Here is a 15,579-nt window from a genome sequence, read left to right as displayed (position 1 = left end):
GGCCAACATATTGTTGGAAGGAAACCTATGACAACCAGCCGATTTGTTCGTGCTTTCGGGGCTTTCGCCGCCGCTTTTTTCGTCGCTTTGTTTTTACTCGCTATGCCGATGACAGCTTCGGCGGATGGGCAAAGCTTCACTCTTGGTTCCGTCGTGAACGCTGGATTGGACACCGGTTATTCTGAAAGCAACGAAATCAAAGAGTCGGATCCCCATTTCGGCTGGCAGTTAGGATCCTTCAACGTCAAAGGCTTCACGTCCGTTCAACGCAACGGCGAGTCGTTCACTTTCCTGAAAACCATCGGTGACAAAGTGTCGCTAAATTTCGAGCTATCCCAAGACATCAACCGTTTAAACGGGAATTCGTCGTTGACAATAGCGAATGACGAAAACGGCTACGACCAAGGGATGCAAATTAAAAAATCAGAACCTGGTTTTGGTCGCGGCACCCTCATCGTTCGCAAAACCGACTACCAGAACAACTCTTCTGATCCCCAGGTGTACAACGACTACTTTGCGGGCGTCACGGCTGGGGCTAACACTCAAGTCGATCTTTTCGAGGAAGGCGATTACGAAGTCGTTCTAGACTACGAGATCAAGAACGATGTGCACCATGTGGGAGGTTTTCTTTTCGTACCAGAAGCATCAATCTTCCCTAAGTACAACAATTACACCATCCGATTCAAGTTCTCCGTCCGAAACGGCAATACCATGGCGTTTCTCTTCGATGCGCAAAGCGGATCCGAGTTGACCAACGAATCGGTGGCCCCGAACGGCTTCTCTATCGACTTGGCCCGTTCGCGCTACCTGAATATAAACGTCAAGCGGGAGGTCTTGACCGGCAAGTCCTTTGACGTTCGATCCAACGCGCCGGCCAAGGATGGCGACAAATACACCGAAGAGGGCGTTTACACCATAACCTCCGAAAACACCTCAACGGGCCAAACAACGGAGAAGACCATTTACGTTGGCGGCGACCCCCAGCTGAAGGCTTATGCCGTTACGGGCTATTCCGTTTCTCAAATCAAAGAAATGGTCAATCAAGGTGCCGTGATAGGCGATGACGGATCTATAACATGGCCCGAATCGAGCAATCAAACAGAGACGCCCGTATCAAACGATTCATCCTCAGCGTCAACGACCAAGAGCGGCGGAGTCAATTTAACGCTCCCTCTTCTGATCGTCGCACTGATTGTTGTCGCGGTAATTGTTCTCGTAAAAAGCCGTTTCGCCAGAGCTGTCTCCCTCCCCGAATCGCAATCGCTCGCCAGTATCGACGGTGACGACTCAGTTGAGTTCGCAGTCGTTGACGCCAAGGATGACAGATGAAGAAGAAGCTTCTAGCCGTCTTGGTATCCGCGATGCTCGTGCTATCCGGATGCGGTGTTCCCACCCAGCAGAATTCAGCCGCCTCAGGTGATTCCGAAACGCGAGAGGGGAACCTCGAGGTTTCCTCCGCGCAGAACGGCGAATTCGCGAAGATGAGCGATGAGGGACTTCCCGAGTACATCCAGGATTCGGTTTACAATCAGGTTTTGAGCCAGGATTTTCCGGAAAGCGCGTTCGTTGAGAATGTCCAAGCTGTGTATATTTCGCAGGAATACATCGATGAGCTCACGTACAATTCCCAGTCCACCATCTTCTTCGGCTACACCATCGCAGAGCTCCAAGAGCAATTCCCGGGATCTAAATACGTTTACACGCTGGGTGAGGATGGACAGACATCCGTTCATGCTCTCCAAGATTACGATGATACGTATGACCAGGTTATTCGCAACGTTGCTGTTGGCGGCGGAGTCATCCTCGTCTGCGTTACAGTTTCGGTTGCGACCGCAGGGGTCGCACCTGCCTGCAGCATGGTATTCGCAGTTGCAGCCAGCACTGGAACGAAAGCAGCGCTCTCTGGCGCCGCGATCGGAGCCATAACCTCAGGAGCCGCTACAGCAATTCAAACAAATGGAGACGTTGAGGCTTCCATCAAGGCTGCTGACCTTGGCGGGAGCGAGGGTTTTATGCTCGGGGCAATCGGGGGTGCCATTGGAGGCGGAGCAGCGGAAGCCGCCGGCCTCAAGGGAGCAACACTGAACGGTTTAACCATGAATGAGGCCGCATCGATCCAGCGCGAATCGAAGTACCCGCTCGACGTAATCAAGCAGTTCAAGAGCGTTGATGAATACAACGTTTATAAAGATGCGGGACTCAAGACCGCAAACGTAAGCGGCAAGACCGCATTGGTTCAGGACATTGACCTTACAAGGGTCGATGAAAAGGGCTCGACGAATCTGCAGCGCATGCGGAAGGGTCAGGCGCCGCTCGATCCCAGCGGTGACTCTTACGAACTCCATCACATCAATCAGAAAGCGAATGGAACCCTAGCGGTTCTGAGCCAGGAGGAGCACAGAGGCAAAGGCGTTGCTCAAATTCTTAACACTACAGGTAAATCGAGCGAGATCGACAGGGACGCCTTTAAGATTCAAAAAAGGCAATTCTGGCGTGACTATGCATCCATAGTGGCCGGATAAGGGGTTAAAGCATGAATCGCAATTTCGAAGAGCTTGTTGAGCTGCCCGGCTTTTCGGGTTTCAAGCCAGCTTCCGAAACAGCAATCTTTGAGGCGGAGTCGGCTCTTGGCCTGCGCTTTGCTCCAGATTACCGAAACGCCCTTCTGGAATACGGCTGCATCGAGACGTACGGTCATGAGTTGACCGGGATCATAGACTCCAAAAGGCTGAACGTCGTGAATGCTACCGAGGATATGCGGTCAATCTATCAAGAGTTCAAGCCCGATTGCTACGTGATTGAAGATACCTACATCGATGGGATAATTATTTGCCAGAATGCTTCTGGCTCCGTTTTTCAGCTCGATTCGAGTGGCGCCGTTAGAAAAATCGCCTCATCGTTAATCGAATATCTTTCAGAGTGACAACTGCCATTTCGTCTCAGAGTCCCTCCTACTCTGCATAAATGCCCGCTGAACCTGCCGTTCATCTGCCTTGATCATCGTAAATCCGTAGAACTAGTCAAGTCGCTTGGTTATCTGGATACCATTAAGGCGGTAGACCTGGAAAGACGCCACTATCCCGCAGGTCGCCTTTAGTAAGCAAACCAGAAATGTAACCAGATAGGCGACCATGCCGACGTACACGATTGCCGGCCGCCGTGAATAGCCCGGCGGCACAACTGGATGGCATCTTGCACACAGGCACCCTGCTCATAGGGCGCCTGTTCTTGCTTTTGAAGGGACTAGCTGCGAGCTAATCGCCTACGATGGCGAAAATCGATGTCCTTCGACCAGCTTCCACGAGTCGGGGCGCGGTCACAAGACCAAGTCTATGTGGTGACGGCGCTCGCACTCCTGACGAAGATACATGACGAGTCGTCTGGGGTTCCGCCGCCAAGGCATGACGAAACGTCATCCCTTGAACCCCTCAACCATGACAAGGTGTCAGGAATACAGATGACGAGATGTCAGTCGATAAGGAGAAGAGATAACGAAGACTTCAGATAGAGGGAGCACATAATGGATGCCGGCGGTTTCATAACGGTCGAGGCTGCGAGGGCTGCAGGGCTGTCATTCACTGGGCGCGTCATCTGGGTCGCAAGCGTCGTGTGCCGCGCCGGCAAGATGCGGGAAGAGGGCATCGAAGACAAGCTCTGCGAGGAAATGCAAGACAAGTAAAGACTGCAATCGGAAAACCCGAGGCTTCGGGAAACCGGACCCTCGCTTCGTTTCGGGAGGAAGAAATTGCTGCTGTTGGGCTTGGCACTCATCGCGATAGCCGCCATCTTACTGGACGTAGGATTGGAGCCCGAGGAGACAATTCCCCCTACTCCGTGTACGAGATCCCGCTTGAGAGCATGAATGCGAGCGACGACGGGGAAGCGATCTCCGCCGAAAGTGCGAGGTTGTACTGAGAAGACCGACATTAACCAAGCCGGAGCCTTCGTGACCTCCAGCTATCAAACTATCAACTCCCACACCGTCGTCTACTCCACAGATTCAGTTGCCAACTGAGTAATTCGTGATAGCGATGTATTTTGAACGCCAATGGGCTGTTTGGATTTCCCACCTGTCGGCGGGTGTAAAATGACGTCATTCGAATACCGCTGTCTCTAGCAGTTTCGTCTCAATGTCCACTCGATTCCCAGGAGCCAAAGATGCCCAAGATCAAACTTCAGAATCTTCAGAAGGCCATCAACACCGGTAAATACGCCGTGGACGTCGGCAAGGAAGTGCTCCCTGTGCTCCAGCCCCTTATCGAGCAGTACGCGCCCAAAGTTGTCGAGCAGGTTCGGGACGCCGCAAACACAGCAGCAAAAAAAACAGTAAGAACGCAAAGGTCTCCTTCCTGAACAACATGCAGCTGAAAAAAGAGCTCAAAGAACAGAAGAAAACCAACGAAGAGAACCGGAAGAAGGCGGTTTCGTCCTCCTTGCCTCCCGTCTCCGCAAAGGAGTTCTTCAAGAATTTCGAGGCCAACATGTCGGATTCCAGCGAGCTGGATTCCGGATACATGGCCTTCACGGGCTGCTACGCGATAATCACCATGAAGTCCAAGGGAGAGAAGGACCTGTCCGCATACAAGGATGTTTTCGTGGGTTGTGGCTCTTCAGTTGGCCTGGCCGTCTACTCACAGCTGCGCGGGCTCGGAAACATCGACGTTTATGCCGATTTCAAGTTTAAGGAACCCATGTGGGTCCTGTCGTATCCTTGCAACGAAGACGAGATCGGCCCGGAATTCGCCGAATTGCTGCAAAATCTCAATGCGGCAGATTCCTATAACAAATGGGACCTTCAATCGCTCGTCTCCACAGAGGACTAAATCATGACAGCCGAAGACAAGAACCTAGCGGTCGTCAACGTTGAAATCGTGTCCGCCGATGACCTCGATGGAATGCAGGTGCTCGCCAAGGTCGATAAGGAATCGGCCGGAATAGACATTTTGGCCAAAGCAGACTCCGCTTTCCAGGTCGCCTCGGATGTTCTCGAATCCATCCCCGAGAAAGGCCTTTTTAAAGTTGAGGTACCCAATGGATTCACCATCCAAGACCTCGCGAAAGCTAAGGGCGACGAAGGTGCCTACCGAGCCGTCGTAAAAGGCTCCAACAACAAGATTGCCGGTCAGATCAAACTCAGGGAAGCCGGTAAGATCAACCCGACCCAAATTGCGGGTGCCGGCCTTGCAGCGGCGGCGATGGTCGTCGGACAAGCATACATGACCGAGATCAGCGATAGTCTGCACGGCATCGACGAGAAGCTCGATAAGGTCGTCTCGATGTTTGAAAACGAGCAGAGGGCAAAGCTCAACAACGCCTTGGATGTGGCCAGAACGTACTCTGGTTTATATGAGCACAACTTGAGGAGCCTCGAAGCCTTCCGAGCAGCTCGCAACGAGATCGAGAGGCAATACAACGAAGTCGGTGCGGTTGTTGATTGGATTACCCTCCAAATGGGCGACCTCGACAAAAGGGCAAGGGAAGCCGCGGCGAGCAAGAAGGAGCTGCAACCCCTCCTCGAAGAACTTCATTCCCGCGAAGAGCAGTTTGCCATGTGCCTTCAGGCTTTGTCTGCGCTGGGCATGACTCGCATGTACTACGACGGTGCGATGGATGAGCAAAGCGCTCTCATCGAAAAGGAACGCATAGTTAAAAAATCCCAAGGCTTCCTCGCAAAGCGAGCCACCGTTGCTGGGGTTATGGAGGTGAGGATTGGTGCCCTCAAAGGTGCGCCTCTAGCCATTCCTAGTGGCAACGACAAGAACCCCTTGAAGAACCTCACCTCGAAAACCCCACGGGCTGCCGCAAAGCAGAAGCTCCTTGAATCGAAGCAAAACATGCAGTCAGACCTTCGCAGCGCCGAAAAAAAGGTCAAAGCCAGCACAGAGAAATGTGAAGAGGGCATTAAACGCATCACAGTTGCGACCCATGCATCAAAGACCATTCTCACGGATGGTACAACCTGCTGGTTAGTCGAAGACGCCGAGGAAGATTAACGATACGATTCGAGAGGAAATTCGATGGCAAAGCCACTCTTCGAAGGGGTAGATCGACCGGTTGGAAACTTGGTTAGCGAGGTTATCGAGGCTAAGCGCAACAACGAGACGACCAGGTTCCGCCGCGAATACATCAGGCGCTTGAACGAGGCAAACGAGAATCGCGGACTGTCGAAACTCGATTACGAAGCCGAGGATGCCATGGAAGAGGGCATAAACGAGCTGCTCAACCTCGAGACCACCTACAACATCCCCATCCTCTCGATATCGAACAAGGCCGACGAGGAGCAGACGTCCAAGATATTCATCCGCGTGAACTCAGGCGGCACTAAGCTTAACGAAGGCGACTTCATCATGACCCTGTTCTCGGTTTACGAGCCGGCAACCAGGCAGAAGATTGAGGATTGGGTGCGAGGATAGCCGTAAGCAGGGCACCGGAACCTTCTACAATGCGCTGCTCACGGTAAAGCCAAGCCATATAATCAGGGCGACCGTCGGCGTCGGGTTCGGCCGCGGCAGGCTTCGCTATGCACGCCTCATCCTCAATGGCCGCGATTTGGAGACGAGCAAGACAAGCGTCGCCAAGCACGAGGAGAACTTCGCGAAATTCGGCTCCGCACTGGGCAAAGTGCTCAACCTGAACGACTGGCATGCATTCATCAACGCCCTCGGTGAGGCTGGATACGTAAACAGGGGCATGATCAGCTCCGAGAACACAATCCCGTTATCATATACAATCTACCTGCTTGCGAAGCACCGCTTTGATATGGCCGGAATCGAGTTGCAACGCGTGGCCAAGTGCTAGTTCCGCCATGGCTTCGTTTAGCAGATGTACACGGGGATTCGAGTCCGTCTTCGAGCAGCAGATGAACGCTTTGGAGGAGCTGTCGGATGCGGAGGCGTTCCGCCGCTGGCTCGACGGCGAGATTGCAGCGCGTCTGACCAATGACTACTTCAGTGTCACATTGCCAAACGAGTTCGAAAGAAACAAGGCCAGCGGCCCCGTGTGGAATGGCTTTCTAGCGGCTCAGGTGGCGCTCGGGTCGCACATTTTGCTTGGCACGGGAACCGTTGCGTAGCTCAAGTTGCCCGTTTGATTCTCTCGCCGCGAATCAGCAGTCAAAGACTCGACCCGCCTTGCAGGTTCGCGGATTGCTCACAGCAACAATTTCCTTGTCGGTCAGCTTGGCCATGATGTAATTGCTTGTTCGCCCCACAGGCTTCGGCCAATCGGGGGATCGGCTCGTATTCCTCCGGCATGCAGTGGAAAGCCATCGTCTTGTCGTGGATTCTCGCGTCGTTGGGGCAGGGCATGTTAGTTCTCCTTCTGTCGATCCAGAGCATTTACCATGTCTTGCTGCTTTGTCAGGAAAAGGTGTGCGTAGCAGTAGTGATGTCCACAGCCTCGTGGCCCACGTGCTCGACGATTGCCAACACACTGAACCCCATGCCAATGAGCAGGTTAACGTGGCTATGGCGCAAATCGTGCACGCATATGTGCTTCACGTCGACAGCCTCGCTTCCACATTTCTGCTCATGGCCCAAGTAGTACTTGGTCGCCTGTCCTCAGGTCCCAGATCCGCGCGCATGGCGATGAAGTCGGCCATCTCGTCGCGCAGAAACTTCGGCATCTGCACCTTACGCACGGAGTTCGGCGTCTTCGACGGCGTGATAACATCGCGCCTCTGCAGGCGCTGGTACGACTTGGTGATGGAGGGCGTTGAGTCCGCTAGATTGAAGTCGCCGGGCGTTAATGCCAACAGCTCGCCGTAGCAGATGCCCGTCCAGTACAGAACCTCGAACGCGTAGAAACTCAATGGCTTGTCCGATATGGCCTCGCTGAAACGCGGGTACTCGTCCTTCGTTCAGAACTTCATCGCGTCGGTAGTCTTCCCGCCGATCCTGTCCACACATCTTACCGGGTTGCCCTCCAAGCCGTAGAAGCATTCGGCGTGGTTGAAGCTGGTTGTTCAGCGTGCGAAGGCATGTGGGCTTGTAGTGGTTGCCTTTGGCGTCCACATGGTTGATGAGCTCGTTCTGCCACTTGACGATGTCCACGGGCTTAATCAGGCACATCAGTTTAAGCCCGAAGAACGGCAGGATCTCGCCGCTTATCATCCGCTCCTCGGAGAGCCAGGTGTGTTTGCGCAGGCGTCCCTGTAGTAGCACTGCATGTGCCAGGTTCCGGCATCCTTGTTCTTATGAGCGGGCATCTTCACCCACCTCCGGAAAGAATACACGCTCGAAGATGTCGCTTCGCATGCGCTCCTTCATGGCGAAGGCGCCCTTGGCGACGTCGCCTGGTTCACCTTGCGGATGATCTCGTAGGCGGTCGCCTTGTGGCCCCAGGCGCTCCACGACTTCCTGGACCCGCATGAAGCAGGGCCTTTTAGCTTGTCGTTGCATAACTTCTCCTTGGACGTACGTTTTTGTACGGTACTGCGATACGAAAAGCAGTCGTACGGAAACGTACTGTCAAGAGTTGAGCACGGATATGTACGGTATTAGAATATGCACGATTCATCTACGGAAAGGGGCCGTACATGGACATGGGCGGCAACATTAAGCGCTATCGTAAAATGCACCACATGACGCAGGGCAAGCTTGCAGAGAAACTACCTGCCGAGGGTGCCGTGCGTCACTACGAAAAACGGCATACGTGCCGTTAAGCCCGAGCTACTGCCACAAATCATCACCAAAGCGCTGGACGTCTCGCAATCCACGCTCAAGGATTATCAAGTGGAGTCCTATGCGGACCTCGTCGGCATGTTCCTGCAGTTGGAGGAAGAATACGGCCTGCAGCCGTCTGAGGATGGCATGGGCCTTTCAATCGACCCCAAGAGCAAGCACTCCCCGAAGCTTGCCTACGCATTCAGGGGATGGGGCCTAAAAAATGCACCGTATACTTCGGGAGTAGTTGCAAGGTGCATATAACGCTGTGTGCCGCCCTGTATCACTGCGTTCGAGCCTTGGGAATATGAAGCCGCATATCCCCAGTTCGGAGGCAAAGAAAAGTCCTCGACTCTTTCCAGAGCCGAGGACTGAATCAGCTCGAATATTCACCCGAATTGCAGGTGGTTTGGTGCTTACCGCGTACCCAGCGGCACTCGTCGGTACTCAGCGGGACAAAATCATCGCAGGCCGCCCCTTAAAAATTATTCCCACTCGATGGTCGCCGGCGGCTTGGAGGTGCAGTCGAGCACCACGCGGTTAATCTGGCGGCATTCGTTGGTGATGCGCGTCGAGATGGTGGCCAGCACGTCGTACGGAATGCGCGACCAGTCGGCGGTCATGGCGTCTTCGGAAGACACCGGGCGCAGCACGATCGGCGAACCGTAAGTACGCTCGTCGCCCTGCACGCCCACGGAATGCACGTCGGCGAGGAGCACGACCGGGCACTGCCAGATGTCACGGTCGAGACCGGCCTTCGACAGTTCCTCGCGGGCGATGGCGTCGGCCTCGCGCAGCAGGTCCAGACGCTCCTTGGTGATTTCACCGATGATGCGGATGCCCAGACCCGGGCCCGGGAACGGCTGACGCCAGACGATCTCGTCGGGCAGGCCGAGCTCGGTGCCGATGGCGCGAACCTCGTCCTTGAACAGGGTGCGCAGCGGCTCGACAAGCTGGAACTTGATGTCGTCCGGCAGACCGCCCACATTGTGGTGCGACTTGATGTTGGCTGCACCATCGCCACCACCGGATTCCACGACATCCGGGTAGAGGGTGCCCTGTACGAGGAACTTGACCTCCTTGCCGGAAGCGCCCGCCTCTTCGATGACCTGACGCTGCGCCTTTTCGAAGGTGCGAATGAACTTCTCGCCGATGATCTTGCGCTTCTTCTCCGGCTCGCTCACGCCCTTCAGCGCGGTGAGGAAGTCCTCGGAAGCGTCAACCGCGATGAGCTTGATACCCGTGGCCTCGACGAAATCGTGCCTGACCTGCTCGGCCTCGCCCTTACGCAGCAGACCGTGATCCACGAACACGCAGGTGAGCTGGTCGCCGATGGCCTTATGCACCAGCGCCGCGGCGACGGCGGAATCCACACCGCCGGACAGACCGCAGATCACTTGGGCGTCGCCGACCTTCTCGCGAATCTTCTTCACCTGATCCTCGATGATGCCGGAGGCATCCCAATTGTTCTGCAGACCGGCGCACTTGTGCAGGAAGGTCTCGATGAGGCGCTGCCCCATCGGGGTGTGCTTGACTTCCGGATGCCACTGCACGCCGTACAGTTTGCGGGATTCGTCCTGCATTGCGGCGACGGGGGCACCCTCAGTGTGCGCCAGCACTTCGAAGCCCTCCGGAGCGGTCTTGACTGCCACCCCATGGCTCATCCAGGTGTTCTGTTCGGCTGGGGAGCCTTCGAGCAGGCCTTCGGCCTCATCAATGGTGGTTTCGGTCTTGCCGTATTCGCCCAAGGCCGCCTTGTCGACATCCGCTCCCAACGCATAGGCCATGGCCTGGAAGCCGTAGCAGATACCGAGTACGGGGACACCCGCCTCGAACAGCTTCCTGTCCACACGCGGGGCACCGGGTTCGAACACCGAGGCCGGGCCGCCGGAAAGGATGATGGCCTGCGGATCCTTGGCCAGCATCTCATCGACCGGCATGGAATGCGGCACGAGTTCCGAATAGACATTGGCCTCACGCACGCGACGTGCGATCAGCTGGGCGTACTGGGCTCCGAAATCAACAACGAGCACAGGACCTGTCGCCATAACACTCTCCCTTGGATACGAGGTAAACAGAGACCGACAATAGTAATGGCTCCATTGTGGCGATGCTAGGCGACATTGGAAACGCTGTAAACACAGGGTGAACGAATCTCACAATTGCTCACTATGTTCGACTCAACACGCCGCGAGTGAACACTGCAAAACGAACGTGACCACGCACCCAAACCAGCTAAAAACCGTTGATATTGAGCCATTTATAACCCCTTTTTATGACATCGCGAGTATGCACAAAAGCCCCGATAAAAGCTCTCAGTTCGTATCAAAATAACAACATTTATGCACACAGTCGCAAAAAAAACAGCCAAAAGTCGCACCTCGCTCGTAATATGCTCAAGTGATTGGGAATGAACCAACCGCATAACCGCAAGGTTTTGCGAGGTTCAGGACCTAATGAAAATAAACAATCGCACAACACAGTGCAGGAGTACAGGAGTACACATGACGAGTCCTGTTATTGGCACCCCTTGGAAGAAGCTGAATGCTCCGGTTTCCGAGGAAGCTATCGAAGGCGTGGATAAGTACTGGCGTGCAGCCAACTACCTCTCCATCGGCCAGATCTATCTGCGTAGCAACCCGCTGATGAAGGAGCCCTTCACCCGCGAAGACGTCAAGCACCGTCTGGTCGGTCACTGGGGCACCACCCCGGGCCTGAACTTCCTCATCGGCCACATCAACCGTCTCATCGCTGATCACCAGCAGAACACCGTGATCATCATGGGCCCGGGCCACGGCGGCCCGGCTGGTACCGCTCAGTCCTACCTGGACGGCACCTACACCGAGTACTTCCCGAACATCACCAAGGACGAAGCTGGCCTGCAGAAGTTCTTCCGCCAGTTCTCCTACCCGGGCGGCATCCCGTCCCACTACGCTCCGGAGACCCCGGGCTCCATCCACGAAGGTGGCGAGCTGGGTTACGCCCTGTCCCACGCCTACGGCGCTGTGATGAACAACCCGAGCCTGTTCGTTCCGGCCATCGTCGGCGACGGCGAAGCCGAAACCGGCCCGCTGGCCACCGGCTGGCAGTCCAACAAGCTCGTCAACCCGCGCACCGATGGCATCGTGCTGCCGATCCTGCACCTCAACGGCTACAAGATCGCCAACCCGACCATCCTGTCCCGTATCTCCGACGAAGAGCTGCATGAGTTCTTCCACGGCATGGGCTACGAGCCGTACGAGTTCGTCGCCGGCTTCGACAACGAGGATCACCTGTCGATCCACCGTCGTTTCGCCGAGCTGTTCGAGACCGTCTTCGATGAGATCTGCGACATCAAGGCCGCCGCTCAGACCGACGACATGACTCGTCCGTTCTACCCGATGATCATCTTCCGCACCCCGAAGGGCTGGACCTGCCCGAAGTTCATCGACGGCAAGAAGACCGAGGGCTCCTGGCGTTCCCACCAGGTCCCGCTGGCTTCCGCCCGCGATACCGAGGCTCACTTCGAAGTCCTCAAGAACTGGCTCGAGTCCTACAAGCCGGAAGAGCTGTTCGACGCCAACGGCGCCGTGAAGCCGGAAGTCACCGCCTTCATGCCGACCGGCGAACTGCGCATCGGCGAGAACCCGAACGCCAACGGTGGCCGCATCCGCGAAGAGCTGAACCTGCCGGCCCTCGAGGACTACGAGGTCAAGGAAGTCGCCGAGTACGGCCACGGCTGGGGCCAGCTCGAAGCCACCCGTCGTCTGGGCGTCTACACCCGCGACATCATCAAGAACAACCCGGACTCCTTCCGCATCTTCGGACCGGACGAGACCGCTTCCAACCGTCTGCAGGCCGCATACGACGTCACCAACAAGCAGTGGGACGCCGGCTACCTGTCCGCTCAGGTTGATGAGCACATGGCTGTCACCGGCCAGGTCACCGAGCAGCTCTCCGAGCACCAGATGGAAGGCTTCCTCGAGGCCTACCTGCTCACCGGCCGTCACGGCATCTGGAGCTCCTACGAGTCCTTCGTGCACGTGATCGACTCCATGCTGAACCAGCACGCCAAGTGGCTCGAGGCCACCGTCCGTGAGATCCCGTGGCGCAAGCCGATCTCCTCCATGAACCTGCTCGTCTCCTCCCATGTGTGGCGTCAGGATCACAACGGCTTCTCCCACCAGGATCCGGGTGTCACCTCCGTCCTGCTGAACAAGTGCTTCAACAACGATCACGTGATCGGTATCTACTTCCCGGTGGATTCCAACATGCTGCTCGCTGTGGCTGAGAAGTGCTACAAGTCCACCGACATGATCAACGCCATCATCGCCGGCAAGCAGCCGGCCGCCACCTGGCTGACCCTGGACGAAGCTCGCGCCGAACTCGAGAAGGGTGCCGCCGAGTGGGAGTGGGCCTCCACCGCCAAGTCCAACGACGAAGCGCAGATCGTGCTCGCCTCCGCTGGCGATGTCCCGGCTCAGGAGATCATGGCCGCTGCCGACAAGCTCGATGCCATGGGCATCAAGTTCAAGGTCGTCAACGTCGTGGATCTGGTCAAGCTGCAGTCCACCAAGGAGAATGACGAAGCCATCTCCGACGCCGACTTCGCTGACCTGTTCACCGAGGACAAGCCGGTCCTGTTCGCCTATCACTCCTATGCCCGCGACGTGCGTGGTCTGATCTACGATCGCCCGAACCACGACAACTTCAACGTCCACGGCTACGAGGAGCAGGGCTCCACCACCACCCCGTACGACATGGTGCGCGTGAACAACATCGATCGCTACGAGCTCGTTGCCGAAGCTCTGCGCATGATCGACGCTGACAAGTACGCCGATAAGATCAACGAGCTCGAGGCCTTCCGCAAGGAAGCTTTCCAGTTCGCAGTCGACAACGGCTACGATCACCCGGATTACACCGACTGGGTGTACTCCGGCGTTAACACCAACAAGCAGGGTGCTGTCTCCGCTACCGCCGCAACTGCCGGCGATAACGAGTGAGCCTAGGCATTACCGCCTGATTGCTTGAATAAGACCCCGAGGGAATATTTCTCTCGGGGTCTTTACATTATGCACGTAAGATAGGCCTCAACACCCCCGAATCACATAGGTGCGCTCATGGCCGTTCACGCATTACAATTGCTGATGGTGTGAACAATGCAGTCACCCATGCACATGAATAAAGGAACAGGAGACACCGTGAGTCTTACCAGCGTCACCATCATCAGCCCTGAAGCAGCGAACGGCCGCAACGCCGTGGCTTTGGGAGTCGTCAAAGCACTGGCTTCCACCAAGAAAACCGCGGTGTTCCGCCCAGCCGTATGCCGTAAGGACACCTTCACCGACACATTGCTTGAAGCCAGCAATGCCGGTCTGACCCGCGAACAGTCCGTCGGCGTCTGCCCTCGCCGCGCACGTGAAGACAAGGCGGGTTCCCGTGCTGATATCGTCGCTGCATACACCGAAGCCATCGAGGCGGCACAGCCCGATGCCGTGGTCATCGTCGGCACCGATAAATCCCCCGTCAACGATCCCGCTCTCTTCGCCTTCAATGCCGATGTCGCCGCCGACCTGAAATCCCCTGTTCTTTTGGCCGTCTGCACCATCAACCGTACTCCGGAACAGGTGAGGCTTACCGTCGAGGCCTCCACCGCCACCATCGAAGAGGCCGGCACCAGGGTCGTCGGCGTGTTCATCACCGGGTGCAAGGGCGACCAGCCGGAGGCCCTGCATACTGAATTCGCGAATTATCCGGTTCCCGTATGGACGCTTCCCGCAGTCGATTTCAGTGAGGATGGCGCCGTCGAAAAAGCCTCCGAAGCGTTCTCCTTCAACGTCGACACCGCTGACCTTCTGACGGCGCTTGACGCACCGTTCGAAGCGCCAACCACGCCTTACGCCTTCCAGTACAGCCTGCTGGGCAAGGCGAAGGGCGATAGGAAGACCATCGTACTGCCGGAAGGCGAAGAGGACCGCATCCTCAAAGCGGCCGACTATCTGCTGGAACGCGACGTTGTCGACCTGATCATCGTCGGCGATGAAAACGCGATCCTGGCCCGAGGCGAGGAATTGGACCTGAGAGCCCTAGGCAAGGCGAAGTTCCAGGCCATGGATGACGAGCAAGTGCTCGCCCCCATGGTCGCCAAGCTGTGCGAGCTGCGCGCCAAGAAGGGCATGACCGAAGAACAGGCACGCAAGCAGCTGACCGACGCCAGCTATTTCGGCACCATGCTCGTGGTGCTCGGTATGGCCGACGGTCTGGTGTCCGGTTCCGTGAATTCCACCGCCAATACGGTACGCCCGGCATTGCAGGTCATCAAGACCAAGCCGGGCACCTCACTGGTCTCCGGCGCGTTCCTTATGTGCTTCAAGGACCATGTGGCCGTATTCTCCGACTGCGCCATCAATCTGAATCCAAATGCCGAACAACTGGCCGAAATCGCCATCCAGTCCGCCGAGACCGCCAAAGCGTTCGGACTGGATCCGAAGGTCGGCATGCTTTCCTACTCCACACTCGGTTCGGGCAAGGGACCGGACGTCGATCTGGTCGAAGAGGCCACCGCAATCGTCAAGGAGAAGGCTCCCGATCTTGCCGTGGTCGGTTCCATCCAGTTCGATGCCGCATGGTCGCCGGTCGTGGCGGCCGCCAAGGCCAAGGGCAATCCGGTCGCAGGCCATGTCAATGTGTTCGTGTTCCCGGATCTGTGCGCGGGCAACATCGGATACAAGGCCGTGCAACGCTCGTCCGGCGCCGTGGCGGTCGGCCCGGTGCTGCAGGGCCTGAATCGCCCGGTCAATGACCTGAGCCGAGGCGCGACAGTGCAGGACATCATCAACACGGTCGCATTGACGGCCATCGAGGCCCAGTAAACCGGCATTTTGTAGCAAGCAGCGAGTAATCTAAGGTTTTGGAAAGTCGCGCAAGCGGCACATCG

At 56.5% G+C, this 15,579-nt stretch carries 16 protein-coding genes and 1 pseudogene; 13 read left to right on the top strand and 4 right to left on the bottom strand.

Annotated features, from left to right (window positions below; all coding sequences use genetic code 11):
* The first annotated feature begins 27 nt into the window (after window positions 1–27).
* The 10 genes from BMOU_RS04550 to BMOU_RS10705 all read left to right on the top strand — a co-directional run bounded on the left by BMOU_RS04550 (window position 28) and on the right by BMOU_RS10705 (window position 7,072).
* Window positions 28–1,329, top strand: a complete 1,302-nt coding sequence (locus BMOU_RS04550; RefSeq protein ID WP_051428919.1) for a hypothetical protein — start codon at window positions 28–30, stop codon at window positions 1,327–1,329.
* On the top strand, window positions 1,326–2,522 hold the full coding sequence (locus tag BMOU_RS10725) for an HNH/ENDO VII family nuclease (protein ID WP_051428918.1): 1,197 nt from the start codon (window positions 1,326–1,328) through the stop codon (window positions 2,520–2,522). Before BMOU_RS04550 ends, BMOU_RS10725 begins: the two co-directional genes overlap by 4 nt.
* 11 nt (window positions 2,523–2,533) lie before the next feature.
* Complete coding sequence (locus BMOU_RS04540) at window positions 2,534–2,923, top strand: SMI1/KNR4 family protein (protein ID WP_034875276.1); 390 nt, start codon at window positions 2,534–2,536, stop codon at window positions 2,921–2,923.
* A gap of 597 nt (window positions 2,924–3,520) precedes the next feature.
* Window positions 3,521–3,679 carry a hypothetical protein gene (locus BMOU_RS11320; protein WP_161631972.1) on the top strand — a complete coding sequence of 53 codons (159 nt, stop codon included), beginning with the start codon at window positions 3,521–3,523 and terminating at the stop codon, window positions 3,677–3,679.
* 479 nt (window positions 3,680–4,158) lie between these two features.
* Window positions 4,159–4,353: a hypothetical protein gene (locus BMOU_RS11215; protein ID WP_051428917.1), complete on the top strand. Its 195-nt coding sequence runs from the start codon at window positions 4,159–4,161 to the stop codon at window positions 4,351–4,353.
* A 5-nt stretch (window positions 4,354–4,358) separates the two neighbouring features.
* Window positions 4,359–4,823 (top strand): hypothetical protein, encoded by a 465-nt coding sequence (locus tag BMOU_RS04535; RefSeq protein ID WP_051428916.1) that lies wholly within the window; start codon window positions 4,359–4,361, stop codon window positions 4,821–4,823.
* A gap of 3 nt (window positions 4,824–4,826) precedes the next feature.
* Window positions 4,827–5,993 carry a hypothetical protein gene (locus tag BMOU_RS04530; RefSeq protein ID WP_034875275.1) on the top strand — a complete coding sequence of 389 codons (1,167 nt, stop codon included), beginning with the start codon at window positions 4,827–4,829 and terminating at the stop codon, window positions 5,991–5,993.
* Window positions 5,994–6,062: 69 nt separating this feature from the next.
* Window positions 6,063–6,413 carry a DUF262 domain-containing protein gene (locus BMOU_RS10715; protein WP_235143706.1) on the top strand — a complete coding sequence of 117 codons (351 nt, stop codon included), beginning with the start codon at window positions 6,063–6,065 and terminating at the stop codon, window positions 6,411–6,413.
* Window positions 6,391–6,798 carry a hypothetical protein gene (locus BMOU_RS10710; protein WP_051428914.1) on the top strand — a complete coding sequence of 136 codons (408 nt, stop codon included), beginning with the start codon at window positions 6,391–6,393 and terminating at the stop codon, window positions 6,796–6,798. The genes BMOU_RS10715 and BMOU_RS10710 overlap by 23 nt, the downstream gene beginning before the upstream one ends.
* 61 nt (window positions 6,799–6,859) lie before the next feature.
* A complete protein-coding gene (locus BMOU_RS10705; protein ID WP_137648174.1) occupies window positions 6,860–7,072 on the top strand; it encodes a hypothetical protein in 213 nt (70 codons plus the stop codon).
* Window positions 7,073–7,495: 423 nt separating this feature from the next.
* Here the strand turns inward: BMOU_RS10705 and BMOU_RS11565 are convergent, their stop codons facing one another.
* The 3 genes and pseudogenes from BMOU_RS11565 to BMOU_RS04510 form a co-directional block, all read right to left on the bottom strand.
* On the bottom strand, window positions 7,496–7,810 hold the full coding sequence (locus BMOU_RS11565; protein ID WP_235143732.1) for a site-specific integrase: 315 nt from the start codon (window positions 7,808–7,810) through the stop codon (window positions 7,496–7,498).
* Window positions 7,811–8,033: 223 nt separating this feature from the next.
* Window positions 8,034–8,162 (bottom strand): annotated as a pseudogene (locus tag BMOU_RS11815) (tyrosine-type recombinase/integrase); the annotation flags it as partial.
* A gap of 30 nt (window positions 8,163–8,192) precedes the next feature.
* A complete protein-coding gene (locus BMOU_RS04510) occupies window positions 8,193–8,399 on the bottom strand; it encodes a hypothetical protein (protein ID WP_034875272.1) in 207 nt (68 codons plus the stop codon).
* Window positions 8,400–8,597: 198 nt separating this feature from the next.
* On the opposite strand from BMOU_RS04510, the gene BMOU_RS04505 reads away from it, so the two are divergent.
* On the top strand, window positions 8,598–8,927 hold the full coding sequence (locus tag BMOU_RS04505; RefSeq protein ID WP_137648175.1) for an XRE family transcriptional regulator: 330 nt from the start codon (window positions 8,598–8,600) through the stop codon (window positions 8,925–8,927).
* A gap of 221 nt (window positions 8,928–9,148) precedes the next feature.
* Here the strand turns inward: BMOU_RS04505 and guaA are convergent, their stop codons facing one another.
* On the bottom strand, window positions 9,149–10,711 hold the full coding sequence (gene guaA / locus BMOU_RS04500) for a glutamine-hydrolyzing GMP synthase (RefSeq protein WP_034875270.1): 1,563 nt from the start codon (window positions 10,709–10,711) through the stop codon (window positions 9,149–9,151).
* A 456-nt stretch (window positions 10,712–11,167) separates the two neighbouring features.
* On the opposite strand from guaA, the gene BMOU_RS04495 reads away from it, so the two are divergent.
* Together BMOU_RS04495 and pta are read left to right on the top strand one after the other, a co-directional pair.
* Window positions 11,168–13,645, top strand: coding sequence for a phosphoketolase (locus BMOU_RS04495; RefSeq protein WP_034875268.1), 2,478 nt, complete (start codon window positions 11,168–11,170; stop codon window positions 13,643–13,645).
* A 168-nt stretch (window positions 13,646–13,813) separates the two neighbouring features.
* The gene (gene pta, locus BMOU_RS04490; protein WP_034875266.1) at window positions 13,814–15,514 is read left to right on the top strand and encodes a phosphate acetyltransferase; all 1,701 of its coding nucleotides are present in this window, start codon (window positions 13,814–13,816) and stop codon (window positions 15,512–15,514) included.
* The last annotated feature ends 65 nt before the right edge of the window (window positions 15,515–15,579 follow it).

The sequence above is a fragment of the Bifidobacterium moukalabense DSM 27321 genome, from assembly GCF_000522505.1.
GTDB classification, from domain to species: Bacteria; Actinomycetota; Actinomycetes; order Actinomycetales; family Bifidobacteriaceae; genus Bifidobacterium; species Bifidobacterium moukalabense.
This window is presented reverse-complemented; position numbering and strand designations above follow the sequence as displayed.